General features: G+C 36.7%; 17 protein-coding genes. 8 read left to right on the top strand and 9 right to left on the bottom strand.

Annotated features, from left to right (window positions below):
- Positions 1–45: 45 nt before the first annotated feature.
- Positions 46–909: a mechanosensitive ion channel family protein gene (locus tag K319_RS0108220; RefSeq protein WP_027383229.1), complete on the top strand. Its 864-nt coding sequence runs from the start codon at positions 46–48 to the stop codon at positions 907–909.
- 81 nt (positions 910–990) lie between these two features.
- Here the strand turns inward: K319_RS0108220 and sucC are convergent, their stop codons facing one another.
- The 3 genes from sucC to K319_RS0108200 form a co-directional block, all read right to left on the bottom strand.
- On the bottom strand, positions 991–2181 hold the full coding sequence (gene sucC / locus K319_RS0108215) for an ADP-forming succinate--CoA ligase subunit beta (RefSeq protein ID WP_027383228.1): 1191 nt from the start codon (positions 2179–2181) through the stop codon (positions 991–993).
- Positions 2182–2381: 200 nt separating this feature from the next.
- Positions 2382–2768, bottom strand: a complete 387-nt coding sequence (locus tag K319_RS0108210; protein ID WP_027383227.1) for a DUF423 domain-containing protein — start codon at positions 2766–2768, stop codon at positions 2382–2384.
- A gap of 177 nt (positions 2769–2945) precedes the next feature.
- Positions 2946–4274 (bottom strand): hydroxymethylglutaryl-CoA reductase, degradative, encoded by a 1329-nt coding sequence (locus K319_RS0108200; protein WP_027383226.1) that lies wholly within the window; start codon positions 4272–4274, stop codon positions 2946–2948.
- A gap of 111 nt (positions 4275–4385) precedes the next feature.
- Between K319_RS0108200 and K319_RS0108195 the strand changes: the two genes are divergently transcribed.
- The 5 genes from K319_RS0108195 to ygiD all read left to right on the top strand — a co-directional run bounded on the left by K319_RS0108195 (position 4386) and on the right by ygiD (position 9553).
- Positions 4386–5450: a serine hydrolase domain-containing protein gene (locus K319_RS0108195; protein WP_027383225.1), complete on the top strand. Its 1065-nt coding sequence runs from the start codon at positions 4386–4388 to the stop codon at positions 5448–5450.
- Between the two features lie 127 nt (positions 5451–5577).
- Complete coding sequence (locus tag K319_RS0108190) at positions 5578–6834, top strand: putative DNA modification/repair radical SAM protein (RefSeq protein WP_027383224.1); 1257 nt, start codon at positions 5578–5580, stop codon at positions 6832–6834.
- A 171-nt stretch (positions 6835–7005) separates the two neighbouring features.
- Complete coding sequence (locus tag K319_RS0108185) at positions 7006–7770, top strand: TIGR03915 family putative DNA repair protein (protein WP_027383223.1); 765 nt, start codon at positions 7006–7008, stop codon at positions 7768–7770.
- 72 nt (positions 7771–7842) lie between these two features.
- Complete coding sequence (locus K319_RS0108180) at positions 7843–8352, top strand: YceI family protein (RefSeq protein ID WP_027383222.1); 510 nt, start codon at positions 7843–7845, stop codon at positions 8350–8352.
- Positions 8353–8725: 373 nt separating this feature from the next.
- On the top strand, positions 8726–9553 hold the full coding sequence (gene ygiD / locus K319_RS0108170; RefSeq protein ID WP_027383220.1) for a 4,5-DOPA-extradiol-dioxygenase: 828 nt from the start codon (positions 8726–8728) through the stop codon (positions 9551–9553).
- A 51-nt stretch (positions 9554–9604) separates the two neighbouring features.
- Here ygiD and K319_RS0108165 read toward each other — a convergent pair whose 3' ends face one another.
- The 4 genes from K319_RS0108165 to K319_RS0108145 all read right to left on the bottom strand — a co-directional run bounded on the left by K319_RS0108165 (position 9605) and on the right by K319_RS0108145 (position 13327).
- The gene (locus K319_RS0108165; RefSeq protein ID WP_027383219.1) at positions 9605–10054 is read right to left on the bottom strand and encodes a GNAT family N-acetyltransferase; all 450 of its coding nucleotides are present in this window, start codon (positions 10052–10054) and stop codon (positions 9605–9607) included.
- 199 nt (positions 10055–10253) lie between these two features.
- Complete coding sequence (hutH, locus tag K319_RS0108160) at positions 10254–11741, bottom strand: histidine ammonia-lyase (protein ID WP_027383218.1); 1488 nt, start codon at positions 11739–11741, stop codon at positions 10254–10256.
- A 405-nt stretch (positions 11742–12146) separates the two neighbouring features.
- Positions 12147–12674 carry a YfiT family bacillithiol transferase gene (locus K319_RS0108150; protein ID WP_027383216.1) on the bottom strand — a complete coding sequence of 176 codons (528 nt, stop codon included), beginning with the start codon at positions 12672–12674 and terminating at the stop codon, positions 12147–12149.
- Entirely contained in the window at positions 12674–13327 is a 654-nt protein-coding gene (locus K319_RS0108145) for an SGNH/GDSL hydrolase family protein (RefSeq protein ID WP_027383215.1), read from the bottom strand. The genes K319_RS0108150 and K319_RS0108145 overlap by 1 nt, the downstream gene beginning before the upstream one ends.
- 146 nt (positions 13328–13473) lie before the next feature.
- Between K319_RS0108145 and K319_RS0108140 the strand changes: the two genes are divergently transcribed.
- Positions 13474–13716: a VF530 family protein gene (locus K319_RS0108140; RefSeq protein WP_027383214.1), complete on the top strand. Its 243-nt coding sequence runs from the start codon at positions 13474–13476 to the stop codon at positions 13714–13716.
- Between the two features lie 109 nt (positions 13717–13825).
- Here the strand turns inward: K319_RS0108140 and K319_RS0108135 are convergent, their stop codons facing one another.
- Entirely contained in the window at positions 13826–14203 is a 378-nt protein-coding gene (locus K319_RS0108135; RefSeq protein ID WP_027383213.1) for a YchJ family protein, read from the bottom strand.
- A 256-nt stretch (positions 14204–14459) separates the two neighbouring features.
- Between K319_RS0108135 and ccoG the strand changes: the two genes are divergently transcribed.
- Positions 14460–15902, top strand: a complete 1443-nt coding sequence (gene ccoG, locus K319_RS0108130; RefSeq protein WP_034671590.1) for a cytochrome c oxidase accessory protein CcoG — start codon at positions 14460–14462, stop codon at positions 15900–15902.
- A 79-nt stretch (positions 15903–15981) separates the two neighbouring features.
- Here ccoG and K319_RS20005 read toward each other — a convergent pair.
- On the bottom strand, positions 15982–16297 hold a 316-nt coding region (locus K319_RS20005), incomplete at its 5' end, for an IS4 family transposase (RefSeq protein WP_027384182.1).

The raw sequence follows: 16297 nt of genomic DNA, 5'->3' as shown, positions 1-16297 counted from the left end.
ATAACATTAGCCGACTTTTTGTCGGTTTTTTTATTAAATTGAACCATGGAATATTTACACACGGTGTACGCCGTTCTACAAAGGTGGTATATTAGTTTTGCAGAACTTACTCCCAGATTGATTGTCGGGATATTGGTATTTCTATTTTTCCTAATGACAAGCACTTATCTCAGTAGGTGGTCTGTTAAACTTTTTCATAAATTCTTTCCAAAGACGAAGAGCGATTCTGTTGTTACTCTTATTGCAGTATTCAAATTTCTGATTATTCTGATGGGAACTTTCATTGCTTTGGAGATCATGGGTTTCAGTGGTTTCTTTATGAAGTTCTTGGGAAGTTTGGGAGTTGCCGGGGTTATTGCCGGGGTAGCTCTCAAGGATTTGGTTTCGAGTATGTTCTCCGGAATGTTGGTAAGTGTAGATAAGGCTTTTAAAATTGGAGATTATGTAACAATTGGAGGAAACTCTGGAACTGTTCAGGATATCGGATTGCTGACAACCAAGTTGATCACTGATGATGGCAAAAAAGTTTACATTCCGAATCAGGTGATCTTCAATTCCCCATTTTTCAATATTACAGCTTCACCACAGCGTAGAATCATATTTAATTTGGAAATTCCTGTGGGCGAAGATATTGATAAGGCCAAAAATGTGATTCTGGAAACAATCAAAACATTAGAGCACGTTGATAAAGCTGATACGACCGATGTTCTTTTAACCGATGTGAAACAAGGCGTTTTCACTCTACAGGTAAAATTCTGGCTGGAAATAGGAAGTGATTTTGGAAAACTGAAAAGCATCGCAATCATCAAAATCAATGAGACATTAATGAAAGAAGGAATCAATCTTGTTACACCAACGAGTATTAATATTACCAATACAGAACAAAATCATTTAGAGAATAAAGAATAATTATTAAGATTAATTTATTATATAAATCAAAAGAACCCGACTCATAAGAATCGGGTTTTTTGTTTATTCGAAAATCTCAGCTTAAGCTAAAACTTCTTTTACTTTGTTTGCGGCTTCTTCCAAAGTGATTGCAGAGTGGATTGGCAATCCGGCTTCATCGATCAATTGCTTAGCTTCAACAGCATTAGTACCTTGCAATCTTACGATTAATGGAACAGGAAGGCTTCCCATCGCATGGTAAGCATCTACAACACCCTGTGCAACTCTGTCGCATCTTACGATTCCTCCAAAAATGTTGATCAGGATAGCTTTTACGTTCGGGTCTCTTAAGATGATTCCGAAAGCCGTTTGCACTCTCTGTGCATCAGCTGTTCCACCAACGTCCAGGAAGTTTGCAGGGTTACCGCCAGATAATTTGATGATATCCATGGTCGCCATTGCAAGACCGGCCCCGTTTACCATACAAGCAACGTTCCCGTCCAGTTTCACGAAGTTAAGACCAGCTTCGCCGGCCTCAACATCCAATGGGTCTTCTTCTCTTGTATCTCTCAGCTCAGCAAGGTCTTTATGACGGAACAACGAGTTGTCATCCAAAGTTACCTTTGCATCTACAGCAATGATTTTATCATCAGAAGTTTTCAAAACCGGATTTATCTCGAAAAGAGAAGCATCAATACCGATGTAAGCATTGTAAAGAGACGTGATGAATTTTGTAAATTCTTTGAAAGCGTTACCAGAAAGACCTAGGTTGAAAGCGATTTTTCTAGCCTGAAAACCTTGCAATCCGTAAGCAGCATCAATCACTTCTTTATGGATCAGGTGAGGCGTAACTTCAGCAACGTGCTCGATATCCATACCACCTTCAGTTGAATATACTACTGTGTTCTTCCCAAGAGCTCTGTCCAAAAGGATAGAAACATAAAATTCTTTCGTTTCAGATTCTCCTGGATAATATACGTCTTCAGCAATCAAAACAGAATTTACTTTTTTACCTTCAGCAGAAGTTTGCGGCGTGATAAGTTGCATTCCGATGATGTTTCCAGCGTTTTCTTTCAGTTTGTCCATATTTGGAGAAAACTTAACACCACCACCTTTTCCACGTCCACCTGCATGGATCTGAGCTTTTACAACCCATCCTTGAGCGCCGGTTTCAGCAGTTAATTTTTCAGCAGCAGCAACTGCTTCATCTACGTTGTTTGCAACAAAACCACGTTGGATATTAACCCCGTATTTTGCTAAAATCTCTTTTGATTGATACTCGTGAAGATTCATAATATATTATTGATTAATTTTTAAATTTTATAAGACGCACAAATTTAAGAAAAAGTGTCGAATTACTTGATATAATTGTCTGATTGAAATCAGTTTTCAAAATAATCTGGATGTGCCCCTCTCCGGCGCTTTTCCTGTCAAAATTCCTCATTCCGAGGCTTTACACAGACTTGTTCCGATTTCCGTTCATCGCTCATCCATTAGTATTTCGCTTTCACAAAATACCAGATCAGCATTGCCCAGCTAATAATCATAAACAATCCACCAAGAGGAGTAATTGGTCCTAGAAATTTCAAATTAACTCCCCAAACATCTTGGAAACTCAAGAAATAAATACTCACCGAAAACAAGAAAGTTCCCGCGATCATCAGAATAGAAATCCACTTTTCAGATGAGGTTTCAAATTTCAAAATATAGCCGACAATAAGCAGGAAAAATGCTGCGTACATTTGATATCGGACACCAGTTTCAAAACTCTCCAATCTTTCTACAGATAATATTTTTTTGAATGCGTGCGCTCCAAATGCGCCCAGAATTACGGATAATAAACCGTAGATTCCACCTATGATTAAAGTAAAGTTTTTCATTTTTATAATTCTCCTTTTTGATTTAAAATAATAATTTTTCCTACCAATGTAATAATTCCTAAAATGATAAATAACCAAGAAAATCTTTTAGAACTTGCAAATCCCGGATTTTTTGTCAACTTAAGAAATATTCCGAAAACCAGAATCAATACTGATAAAGCTAATCCAAACATAGTTTTATTTATTTCTCAGTTTCTCCAGTTCCGAAATCACTTCGTGATGACTTACCGTTTTATCTTTGAAGTAAGTTACAAAATATTGCTTCTCTTCCTCAGTTGCACCAAACTGGTTCAGGATATTGAAAAGGTGCATTTTCATATGACCTTTCTGGATTCCCGTCGTCACCAAAGAACGAAGCGCACCAAAATTCTGAGCCAGTCCGGAAACCGCCAGAATGCTCATCAGTTCCTGGGCAGAAGGTTTTCCAAGAAGAGCCAAAGAGAACTTGACCAAAGGATGAAGATTCGTCAATCCGCCAACTACACCAACTGAAATTGGCAAGTCGATCCAGAATCTGAAAATCCCGTTATCCGTCGTGCAATGTGTGAGCGAAGAATATTTTCCGTTTCTCGCAGCATAAGCGTGTGCACAGGCTTCCGTCGCCCGGAAATCATTTCCTGTGGCGATAACCACAGCATCCACACCATTCATGATACCTTTGTTGTGAGTCGTTGCTCTATAAGGTTCAATCTCTGCAATAGTTACTGCTCGTTTGAATTTCCACGCAAATTCTTCGTTGGAAATTCCGCTGTCATCTTTCAAATCCTCAATTTTACAAGACACTTCGGCTCTTACCACACAATCCGGCGTGTAATTGGAAAGGATATTCATTACGATTTGGAGCGAATTTTTCTCTTCCTGCGTAAAACGTTCTTCTTTCGCCACTTCTTCTTTCAGAGTCTTCCCGAATTGTTCCAGACAGGAATTAATAAAATTGGCTCCCATCGAATCAACCGTATCAAAACTCGCTTTCAGCTGGAAATAATGTTCCAGTTCGGCCGTTTTATCAATGAGTTTGATGTCCAGAATACCACCGCCTCTTCTTCTCATATTGGCCGTGATATCTTCTGTGGCTTCCAATAATTTTTTCTTTAATTTAAAGTTGAAAAAATGAAGCAGTTTATGCGGTTCGACATTTAGAACAAAATGCGTGTGACCAAGCTTTTCTGTGTTGATAATCGTTGTTTTGAAACCGCCTTTATCCAGCCAGAATTTTGCAGCTTTGGAAGCCGCGGCAACAACCGAACTTTCTTCCACAGCCATTGGAAGCGCAATTAACTTTCCATCAATCAGAAAATTCGGGGCAATTCCGTAAGGCATATAAAAGTTGGAAATTGTGTTTTCCGAGAACTCTTCGTGAAGTTTTTGCAAGTTGTCGTCATTATTCCAATATTGTTGTAAAATCTGTTCGTAACTTCTGTCGTTACTCAGATATTCCGAAATAAGCCAGTCGATTTTTCTTTGTTTGGAAAGTTTTGAAAACCCTTCAACAGGTTGATGATTCATAGCAAAAATTTATGTTGGTAAAGATAGAGATTTGAGTTGGAAAGTTGAGATTTGAAAGAAGGAAGTTTGTAGATTTGTGCTAAATGAAAAATTTATAATTAGTACATGTAAATGAAAAAGGAATTGAAAATAATGTTGATGTTTTTACTAAGTTTTAATGTAAAAGCACAGGTTTTTTCTGATAAAATAGATAGTGTCAGAACTCAATACAAGATTCCGGCGTTAGGTGTTGCCGTTTTATCTTCTGATTCAATTTTGGAAATGAATGTTTATGGAACTAATAAAATAAATTCGGATTCCAAGATTACTTTAAAAAATAGATTTCATATCGGCTCTAATACCAAAGCGGTTACATCATTTATTGCCGCAGATTTGGTTTCAAAAGGAAAAATTAATTGGGATACAGAGTTTTTCAGTTTGTTTCCCGAGCTTAAAACAACTCAGAACGAAGCAGATTTTACTTTAATTGAACTCCTTAATTTTAAAACTCCTTTAACTTCATTTTCTTATGATACCGAAATTCCTGAGTCACTGAAAATAACTGGGACCAATCAGGAACAACGCTATAAAATTGCAAAATATCTTCTGGGTAAAAAAAGTGTAGATAAAAATGAAGATAATTTATACCTGACAAATCTTGGATATGTTTTAGCAGGTTTGATGCTGGAAAAAGCAAGTCATAAAAGCTATAATTTGCTGGTTGACGAGTTAGGCAAAAATCTAGGAATTATTTTTCAGTTCGGGAGTCCGAGTTTAAAAGACAAAATGCAGACCTACGGACACGATAGTCAATTAAATCCAATCAATACCGAAAATATAAAATTAAACTGGCTTTTAACTGCAGGCAATCTCAATATATCGCTCCCTGATTATTCGTTATTTATCCAAAATTACTTGTTGGGAATCAAAGGAAAAGGAAAAATGTTGAAGCAGGATGTTTTTGACAAGCTTTTGTTTGGATTTCCGAAATTTTCATTTGGATGGTTCAATATGACAAATGATAAAGGAAAATCTTTTATTCGCAATTTTGGGAACGCCAATGGTTTTATGTCTTCAGTAACCATAATGAAGGAAAAGAATTTAGCGGTCATTATATTGGGTAATGTATCTTCAGACCTTGCTCAGGAAGGAATTGAAAAGGTTTTTGAAATTTTGGAAAAAAAATATTACAGATAATTTATGTTTTAATTTTAACACATTTTGTTGATAACTTAAGATATATAACTCTTGACTTTTTGCATAATGGAATTATTTTTGACATTAATTTTTGAATTAATTCCATTCAAAAAATAATCCTTCAATAATGAACTTCGACCGCATAAAAGAAAAACTCGAAATACTTGCAGATGCTGCAAAGTATGATGTTTCGTGCTCTTCCAGCGGTGGAAAACGAAAGAATAATGGTGGATTGGGTGATAGCTCGGCGAGCGGAATCTGTCATACTTATACGGAAGACGGACGATGTGTCTCACTTCTCAAAATTCTTCTGACCAATCATTGCATTTACGATTGCATCTATTGTGTTTCCAGGAAATCCAATGATATCAAACGTGCTGCTTTTACAGTTGAGGAAGTTGTCGATTTGACCATCAGTTTTTACAGACGAAATTACATCGAAGGTCTGTTTCTGAGTTCGGGTATTTTCAAAGATGCGGATACGACGATGGAACGTTTGGTTCGCGTGGCAAAAAAACTGAGAACTGAACATAATTTCAATGGTTATATTCATTTGAAATCGATTCCTGGCGCAAGTGACGATTTGATGAATGAAGCCGCACTTTACGCTGACCGATTATCAGTGAATCTTGAAATCCCTACAGAATCCGGATTGAAATTATTGGCGCCTGATAAAAATCGTGAAGATATGCTTCAGCCGATGCGGATTGTTCAGAAAGGTATTCAGCAATATAAAGACGAGAAAAAAGTCATCAGAAGCGCTCCGAAATTTGCGCCGGCCGGACAATCAACACAGATGATTGTGGGGGCGACCAACGAAAATGATTTGCAGATTATCAAAGTGGCTGACCATTTTTATAAAAATTACGGAATGAAACGGGTTTATTATTCGGGTTATATTCCTGTAACCGTTGATAATCGTTTGCCTGCAATCACGGCAGAAGTTCCTGTTTTACGGGAAAACCGTTTGTACCAGTCAGATTGGCTGATGAGGTTTTATGGTTTCAAAGCGGATGAGATTCTGGATTTCAATATGCCATTTCTCGATTTGGAAGTCGACCCAAAACTGAGTTGGGCGCTGCGGCATCTCGACCAGTTTCCGGTCAATTTACAAACTGCAGATTATAAAATGATTCTCAGGATCCCGGGAATTGGTGTGAAAACGGCGCAGAAAATTGTGAGTGCAAGACAATTTCAGGTTTTAACTATTGACCACCTTAAAAAATTAGGTGCAGCGGTAAATCGAGCCAGATATTTTATTGACTTCACTTATGGTAATCCATTTCTGAAACATTTGACCGATTTGAATTTGAGAAAATTAATTATCGGTGGCAGTCAGTCTAAGTTTCAGAATCAATTTTCTCAGCAATTGACTTTGTTTTAAGTATAAAGGCTTTTTATCAAATATAGTAAAAATATTGTCATTCAGAACGAAATGGATTGAAGTGATGAATCTTCCTTTAATTTAGATTCCTCGTTCCTCGGAATGACAATGTAAAATGGTATTAGAAATGTCACACTGAGCGGAGTCGAAGTGTCCCAATTAAAAATAAAGATGACTACATTATTGTACGACGGAACTTTCGATGGACTTTTCACCGCGATATTCGAAGTTTTCGAATACCGTTATCAGGATGTGGAAATCAGAAACAGAGAAAATTTCCGGCAGGAAAATATGTTTGCGGAGATTCACGAAGTTGTTACCCAACAGGAAAAGTCGGAAAGAGTTCTCAATAAATTGGAAAAAAGCATCGGTAAATCCGGTATTAATGATTTGCTGAGAGTTTATCTTTCCGAAGATTCGGAAATGGAACGGTTGATTTTGTCCGCAGTAAAGCAATCTATAAAATATCCAAACGAAAACATCCTTCAAAATTTTGCCAACGATGAAATTCTGAAGATCGCTAAGATCTGCAAATCCGTCAGTCGGGAAAGACACAGAATGACTGCTTTTGTAAGGTTCGAGAAAATGCAGGATGATATTTATTTCGCAAAGATTGACCCGGATTTTAATGTGTTGCCATTGATTCGGAAACATTTCAAAGACCGATATGCAGACCAAAAATGGATGATTTATGACCTGCGAAGACATTACGGATTATTCTACGATTTGGAAAGCTGCGAATTCTTTTATCCTGATAAAAACCTGAATCTCAATCAATACCAAGAAAAATTCCACGACGAGGAGAACAAATACCAGACACTCTGGCAAAGTTATTTTACGAAGACAAACATCAAGGAACGGAAAAATACAAAGCTCCACATCCAGCACGTTCCAAAACGTTATTGGAAATATCTGACCGAGAAATACAATTCTTAACTTACATCAATGTGTGGGAAATCTTACCGACCTAAATTTGCATCATAATTAAACAACAAAATATTAAAAATTATGGCAACTAAATGGTTATTGGACCCAACGCATAGCGAAATCACCTTCAAAGTAAAACACCTGATGATTTCCAACGTAAAAGGAGAATTCACAACGTTTAACGCAGAGATCGATGCGGAAGATGATACATTTGCTAATGCGAAAGTTTCAGCTTTTATCGATACAGATTCTATTTTCACGAACAATGCTGATAGAGATACACACCTTAAATCGGCAGATTTCTTCAACGCAGAGGCTAACCCGAAAATAACTTTCGAAGCAACAACTTTGAACGGTGATGTAACTGGAAACCTTACCATCAATGACGTTACAAAACCAGTGACTTTGGATGTTGATTTCGGAGGAATCAATTCTGACCCTTGGGGAAATACGAAAGCAGGTTTCTCTTTCGAAGGAAAGATCAAAAGAAGCGACTTCGGTTTGACCTGGAATGCAGCTTTGGAAACAGGAGGTGTAATGGTAAGCGAAGAAGTAAAAATTGCAGGCGAATTGCAGTTTGTAAAACAATAAAAGAATACAATAGTATTTATAGTTTGAGTTTTTTAAAGTATAAACAGAGTTCGCTTTGTTTATACTTTTTTGATTTTGAGAATAATTATTTGGGCAGCTTAATCCGTCCTCCGTTCCCGCTTTTTTCTTTTTTGATAAAAAAGAAAAAGAGCTCCACTCAGGCCGGGCTGCACTTCGCAAAGTTGAACATTAGTTTTTCCAATTTAACCATTGTCAAAAAATCGAAGATTTCAAAAACTTAATTGTCCTTATGTGACTTTAGTAGCTCAAAAAGAATCAGCTTAAGTGTAAAAAAATCTGCTCAATCTGCAAAATCAGCGAGAAACAAAAACTCAGTCAACACTTTTTAAATTATACATTAATACATTTCACAATGAATCTCAACGACCTTTCAAAAATATCCGATAACTTCCGAACCACAGAAAAAATGCCGGTTCTGTTTTTAGGACACGGTTCTCCGATGAACGCTATCGAAGAGAATGTTTTTGTTCAGGGATTCAGGAATATCAGTAAAGAAATCCCGAAACCCAATGCAATCATTTGTATTTCTGCGCATTGGTTTACGAACGGAACTTTTGTAACAGCCATGGATATGCCGAAAACCATTCACGATTTTTACGGTTTCCCAAAAGAACTGTTCGACGTACAATATCCTGCAAAAGGAAGTCCCGAATTGGCTAAAGAAACTGCGGAACTACTCGCTCCGGTTTTGGTGGAAGAAGACCATAATTGGGGATTGGACCACGGTGCCTGGTCGGTTCTCAGACATCTTTATCCCGATGCGGATATTCCGGTTATCCAGTTGAGTATCGATTATACGAAGCCACCTCAATATCATTTTGATTTGGCAAAAAAATTATCCAGACTCCGTGAGAAAGGAATCCTGATTATCGGAAGCGGAAACATTGTCCATAATCTCCGGTTGATTGACTGGAAAAATATTGATACCGTTGGTGCAGGCTGGGATTGGGCGATAGAGGCAAGAGAAAAAACCAACAATTGGCTCTTGGACGGTGATTTTCAGAAACTCATTGATTATCAGAAACAAGGTTCGTTTTTGCAATATGCGGTTCCCACACCAGACCATTTTCTGCCAATGATTTATAATCTCGGACTGAAAGAAAAATCGGAAGAATTATCATTATTCAATGACTCGCTAATTGGTGGCTCATTGAGTATGACATCGATTAAAATCGGATAAGTCTGTTTAATTCTTGAAGTTATTTACTTAGTATGCAATCAGCAAAAAGAATCATTTCAATTCTTTCTCGAAACAAACACTATTGTCAACTCCAATATATTGACCGTAATTCGGAATGATTTTGTAACCGCATTTGTTATAAAGTGCGACAGCTTCGGTTTGTCTTTTTCCGGTCTCGAGAGCTGTTTTTTTGTAACCTAATTCTTTGGCCCAAGTTTCTAATTCTTTCAAAATAGCCGAAGCTAAACCTTTTCCACGTTTTTCGGGAAGCGTGAACATTCTTTTGACTTCCATCGATTTTGAATCTAATTCTTTTATGGCGCCACAAGCCACCGCTTCATCATTATCAAAAATAACGATGCAATGTTTCAGCAAATCGATTTTGTTGTATTGATGATAGAAATCGTGTTCATCGCCATCCATAACGGCAAGATAAGCATCCAATTGTTTTACTAATTTTTGAAAGTCTGGATTTTCTGAGGTAGTTCTGAGGGTTTTCATTTCAGTACTTGATGTGATTTTTAAACGCAAAGTCCGCAAAGATTTTTCTACTCAATATAAATTGTAAGATTCGCAAAGGCGTAAAACTCAACAATGATAACAAAGTCTTGGTTAAGCAAAAGCGGCTTTGCGAACTTAAAAGTATTTTCAATAAGATAATAAAAACCTTTGCGGACTTTGCGTTTAAACTATATTTAGGTTAATTCACCATAAATTTCTTCTCTCTAATCAACTCCGCAATTTTCAGAATATCTTCACCAATCAACCGGTCGTTTTCCAGTTTTGGGACAACGGAACGAATTAATTCATAGTTTTTCTCAACAATTTTGGAACATTTTGCAGGTCTTCGGAATTCCAGACCTTGAGCTGCAAACATTAATTCAATAGCTAGAATATTTTCTAAATTCCCCAAAATCTGATTAAATTTTCTTCCGGAAATACTTCCCATAGAAACGTGGTCTTCTTGTCCTAAACTTGTCGGTATAGAATCTGCAGATGCCGGGAAACAAAGTGTCTTGTTTTCCGTAACCAATGCTGCACTCGTATATTGTGGAATCATAAACCCGGAGTTAAGCCCTGAGCTTTCTACTAATAATTTCGGTAAACCGTATTTTCCTTCGAGAAGAAGATAACTTCTCCTGTCGGAAATATTCCCTAATTCTGCCGCCGCTAATGAAGCATAATCCAAAGGTAAAGCCATCAGTTGTCCATGGAAATTTCCTCCGGAAATCGATTCTTCTGCGCTCAACACAATTGGATTATCTGTTACGGAATTGAGTTCTGTTTCTGCCATTTGTTTCAGATGTTCGAAGGCATTTCTGCTGGCACCGTGAACCTGCGGAACACATCTCATAGAATAAGGGTCCTGAACCCTGTCACAGAATTCGTGAGATTTTAAATTGTCAGAATTTTTTAGAAAATTTCGCATTCTTTCTGCCACTTTTTGGCTTCCGTCAAATGGACGGATCTCGTGCAATTCTTTTTTGAACGGACTTGCTGAACCACGATAAGCTTCCAGGCTCATCGCCGCGGTCAAATCTGCCAAATCCAAAAGGTATTCGAATTTTGCAAGACCAGTAATGGCGTGAGCTAAAATGAACTGAGTACCATTAATTAATCCCAAGCCTTCTTTCGGGCCGAGTTTTAGAGGTTGAAGTTTATGTTTTTTCAAAACTTTTGAAGTCTCAACCGTTTTATCATTTTGCCAAACCTGGCCCAATCCCAAAAGTGGCAGAACCAAATGTGCCAACGGTGCCAAATCTCCGGAAGCGCCAACAGAACCTTGCTCCGGAACAACCGGAATAATGTCCAATTCCAGCATCAGAATCAATCGCTCGATAACATCCAAGGAAACGCCCGAATAGCCTTTCGACAAAGCGTGGATTTTGGAAATCATCATTATTTTGGAAATAGTCTTGTCAATTGGTTTTCCGACACCAACAGCGTGCGAAATAATAAGATTATGCTGAAGCTGCGCCGTCTCTTCTTCTGAAATTTTAACATCACAAAGAGGTCCAAATCCTGTATTGATGCCATAAACCGTTCTGTCAGACTCTACAATTTTTCTGACATTCTGCTGCGATTTTATGATTTGGTCTTTTGATTTTTTATTGAGTTTGGCTTTGGAAGGATTTTTTAAAATCTCTAAAACATCCTGATAGCCAAGCTGGTCGATTCCGTAAATCATCACTGAAAAATTTTGCCTAAAAATACGCTTTTTGTGAGGAATATGGAAAAGGAATTTTATATTAGAAGTTAATAATTGCTTGGTAAAAAGAAAAAAATATATATTAAAAAATAACTCCAATAAAGAAAAGGAATAAGGCTTACAATAAGCCAAACATAATTGGATTTTTTGGTCTCGCGAAATTCGAAGAAAATAAAAATAGAATTAATTATTGAAAAAAATACTGATATCCCGTGAATTATCATACTTCCAAGTCCGCCAATTTGCCAAAGAATTCTTAATTTAGAATATCTCAATGAATGAACAACTCTTGGAATAATCAAAGCCAGCAAAAATATAACAAGCAAAATGATTGTATATTTTTTATAGCTGTATTCAATATGTTTTGTTTCCATTGGATTTAAATCAAAACCTCAACTCTTTCGCTTGCTTTATATGCGCCAGATGATGCCGACAATGCCAACTGTAAACCAAGATATTTTCTTTAAGTGAAATCTTTTCCGATTGTTCCGGATGAATAAATTCTTTATTCAAATCTTCTTCGGAAAGACTTTTTAAAATGAAAACCCATCTTGTATGCAAAGCTTCCAGAAGTTGTAAAGAAACAAAAGGCGACAATTGATTGTCCGGCAACTTTGCCCAAAGACTTTCTTCATAGGGTTTGATGGTGGGAACATTTTCCGTCAACGCCAGTTTGAATCTCAAATAGCTGTTAATATGACTATCAGCACAATGATGAATAACCTGATTGATTGTCCAGCCTTCAGGTCTGTACCTTAACTGTAAATCCTTCTCGTCAAGATTTTGGATTTCGGTTTTTATGAGACCTGGGAAATTTTCAATGTCTGAAATAGCATAATCGATGGTTTCTTTCTTGATGAATTCCGGTTTTACAAATTTCCCGACAGGATATTTTAATGCTTCGAGATTCATTATTTCAAATTTTTCATCAGGATAGCTTCCATTTTTTCGTAACCTGATTTGTTAGGATGGATGCCGTCCTCTGCAATTTCTTTTGGTAAACCATTTTTCTCATCTTTTAAAACTGAATGATAATCTACATAAGTGATATGATTTTTAAGAGCATAATCTTTTATCATTTTGTTCAGCGCAATGACTTTGTCAGCAGGCTGCATATCTTTTCTCCAAGGGAAATCATAAGCAGGAAGAACGGAGCAAAGAACGACTTTGATGTTGTTGGCTTTAGCCAATTCTGCCATAGAAACGATATTTCCAAAGACTTTATCCAGAGAAATAGGACCTTGGTTTTCCGCAATATCATTAGTTCCGGCAAGAATGATGACACGTTTAGGCTTTAGTTTGATTACATCTTCACGGAATCTCAAAAGCATCTGCGAAGTCACCTGCCCGCTGATTCCTCTTCCAACAAAATTATTTTTGGTAAAAAATCCCGGGTCTGTGGCAAACCAGCCTTCTGTGATAGAATCTCCCATCAAAACAGAGTTTGGAGCAACGTTTTGTGAAAGGACTTCCTGGTTTTGTTTTTGATATCTGCCAAAATTGGCAAAGTCTTGTGCATATGACATGGTTGAAAGTAATAATAAGGCAAATGCTATAGATTTCATATTTTTTAAATTTGATTATCAAATATATGAATTAAGGCAAAATAAGATTTGATTTTAACCACAAAAAAACAAAAGTGATTGGGTAATAATCTAAAACTTATGTTCCTTTTGTGGTTTTAAAATAATAATATCAATAATTTTACAAAATGGAAAATACTTCGAAAGACCCTTTGCACGGAAAACGTCTGGATGCGATTCTGGAAGAATTGCTGGAATATTATAAAGGTTATGGAGAATTGGGGAAACAGATCAACATCAAGTGCTTTACGGGAGAAAATCCAAGTGTGAGTTCTTCTCTCAAATTTCTTAGAAAAACACCTTGGGCAAGGACAAAAGTGGAGAGTTTGTATCTTTATGTTTTGAGGCAAAAGAAGAAACAGAATTTATAAAGCATTTTGAATACTTCAGTGTAGCAAATGGTAAAGGATTCGACAAGTTCAACTTGGCAAGCTTTATATCATCGATGTCACCCCTGAGCTTGTCGAAGGGTCTAAATAATCAATCCAAAAATTCCCCGGTCACATAATACCAGCGATTTTGAATCATCCTGAACTGCGACAACTCGTGATGAACTTGTTTGTTACCGTCTTCATCAGTATAAAAAGCTTTGAATTCCACTTTGTTTGTTGAGGGCTTGTCCACAATTTCCAGCTTCGTCCATTCATTGATTTCACCCCATTCCTGCAAATCCTTTTTATTATGAAACTGCCTTTTATTAGGAGAAGTCGTTTCCCAGAGATATTCGCCGTTTGGGATTGCAAAAGCCGAAAATCTTGAACGCATCAATGCTTCTGCCGTTGGTGCAAATTTTTCTTTCAAATGATAAGGTTGGCAGCAATCTTCGTAGGATTTTCCGGAACAGCAGGGACAATTCATTTTGACTTTTTTTAAAGATTCCAAAGTAACGAAATCTAAAATATTATTTTAAAAACATTCTCGTGTAAATTTTACTGATAAATATTAGTTTGAAAAATAGTGATATGTCCTGATTGTCCTATTTTGTAAGTCAATGTCATTATCATAAAATTCTTAACAGAAGTAATTTTGTATTAGCAAATTGGAGCATGATTATTAAGGCTTTAAGTCTTAATAATTCAATCGTTTTTGAATTGCTTGTAGAGATAAAATTAATATGGATATAAAAGACAATACGGTAAAAAATACTGAGATTTTGGAAGAAGCATTCCGAGATTCTGTGGGAACAATGGACGAAAACGGAACCCGAAAATGGGTTTTTCCGAGAAAGCCAAAAGGAAAATATACCAATTACAGAGAATATGTTGGGTATTCATTGATTTTTTTATTTGTTATAATGCCTTTTCTCAAAATCAGTGGTAATCCGGTTTTGCTGATTAATATTATAGACAGAAAATTTTTCATTCTTGGACAACCTTTTTATTTGCAGGATTTTTTCATTCTTGCGTTAGGTGCTGTAACTTCAGTGATTTTTGTAATGCTTTTCACGGTAGTTTTCGGAAGGATTTTTTGTGGTTGGATTTGCCCTCAAACTTTATTTATGGAAATGATTTTCCGTAAAATCGAATATTGGATAGAAGGCGACCGAAACAAGCAGATGAAACTGAATAAGCAAGCTTGGGATGAAGAAAAAATCAGAAAAAGAATACTCAAATGGTCTGTCTTTTTACTAATATCATTACTGATAAGCCATATTATGTTTATGTACATTGTTGGTTATGAGGAGACTTTTAGAATTATGATGAGTGGCCCTGTAAAATATCCGACAAACTTTATTGTGATGTTGGTATTCACAGGGGTTTTTTATTTTGTTTTTGCCTGGTTCAGAGAGCAGGTCTGTACTTTGGTTTGTCCTTATGGAAGATTGCAGGGTGTTTTGATAGATAAAAATACAGTCAATGTTTATTATGATTTTAAAAGAGGAGAGAATCGTGCAAAATGGAGGAATGGTGAAAATAGAAAGACTGCAGGAAAAGGCGATTGTATCGATTGTCAACAATGTGTGGTAGTTTGTCCAACGGGAATCGATATCAGAAATGGACAACAATTAGAGTGTATCAACTGCACGGCTTGTATCGATGCTTGTGATGAGATAATGGAAAAAGTCGGAATGCCAAAAGGTCTAATCCGATATGCGACCGAAGCCGAGATTGAGAATCAGGAAAAATTCAAATTTACAGCCAGGATGAAGGCAACAACTGTCGCACTTTTTGCATTGATTGGTGTTTTGTGTCTGCTGATGTATGACCGAGGTTCGGTTGAAGCTAAGTTTATCAGACCGGCTGGCGCTGCCTACTTTATAAGAGACGGGAAAATCACCAATACATTTACTTATACGATTCTCAATAAGTCCAATGAGAAAAAAATGATGACAATTAAGGTTCTTTATCCAAAACATTCGGAAATAACTTTTGCAGGTAAAGAAGATATTATTGTTAAGGGGGATGCGATGATAAAAGGAAATGTCAATATCAGCTTCCCGGAAAGTGAAGTCAAGTTGTCAAAACAAAATATAGAAATAGGCGTTTTTGATGCCGACGGAGAAATGCTGGATTCCTACAGAACTTACTTCGAAGGACCGTTTAAATTCCAGTTTTGACGCAAATTATAATTTATTGTCTTTAACAAATAAAGAAGGTGTTAGTCTAGTCATGGTCGGAAGAAATTCCGACCATTTTTTATGTTTTAAAAACTTTACCTGGGTCGCCTCCTGCAAATATGATTAGAATAGCAGTTATCATATCCCGGAGCTCCATGGCTATTCGTCTTTTAGCGGTTTTGTAGCCCAGATTATTGGCTTTTTTGTAGATCAACAAAAGCATCGCTGCAATCATTGTCATATAGACCATCACTTCAATCCCGTTCTTGTTCATTGAAACCAGGTGACTTAGGTTGAGTTCCTGTTTCAGGAACCTGAAAAACACTTCAATGTCCCACCGCTTTCTGTAATAATCAGAAATTTCCTTGGCAGAGAGTTTAAATTCGTTGGTCAGA

It is taken from the genome of Epilithonimonas caeni DSM 17710, from assembly GCF_000426465.1.
Lineage (GTDB): Bacteria > Bacteroidota > Bacteroidia > Flavobacteriales > Weeksellaceae > Epilithonimonas > Epilithonimonas caeni.
This window is presented reverse-complemented; position numbering and strand designations above follow the sequence as displayed.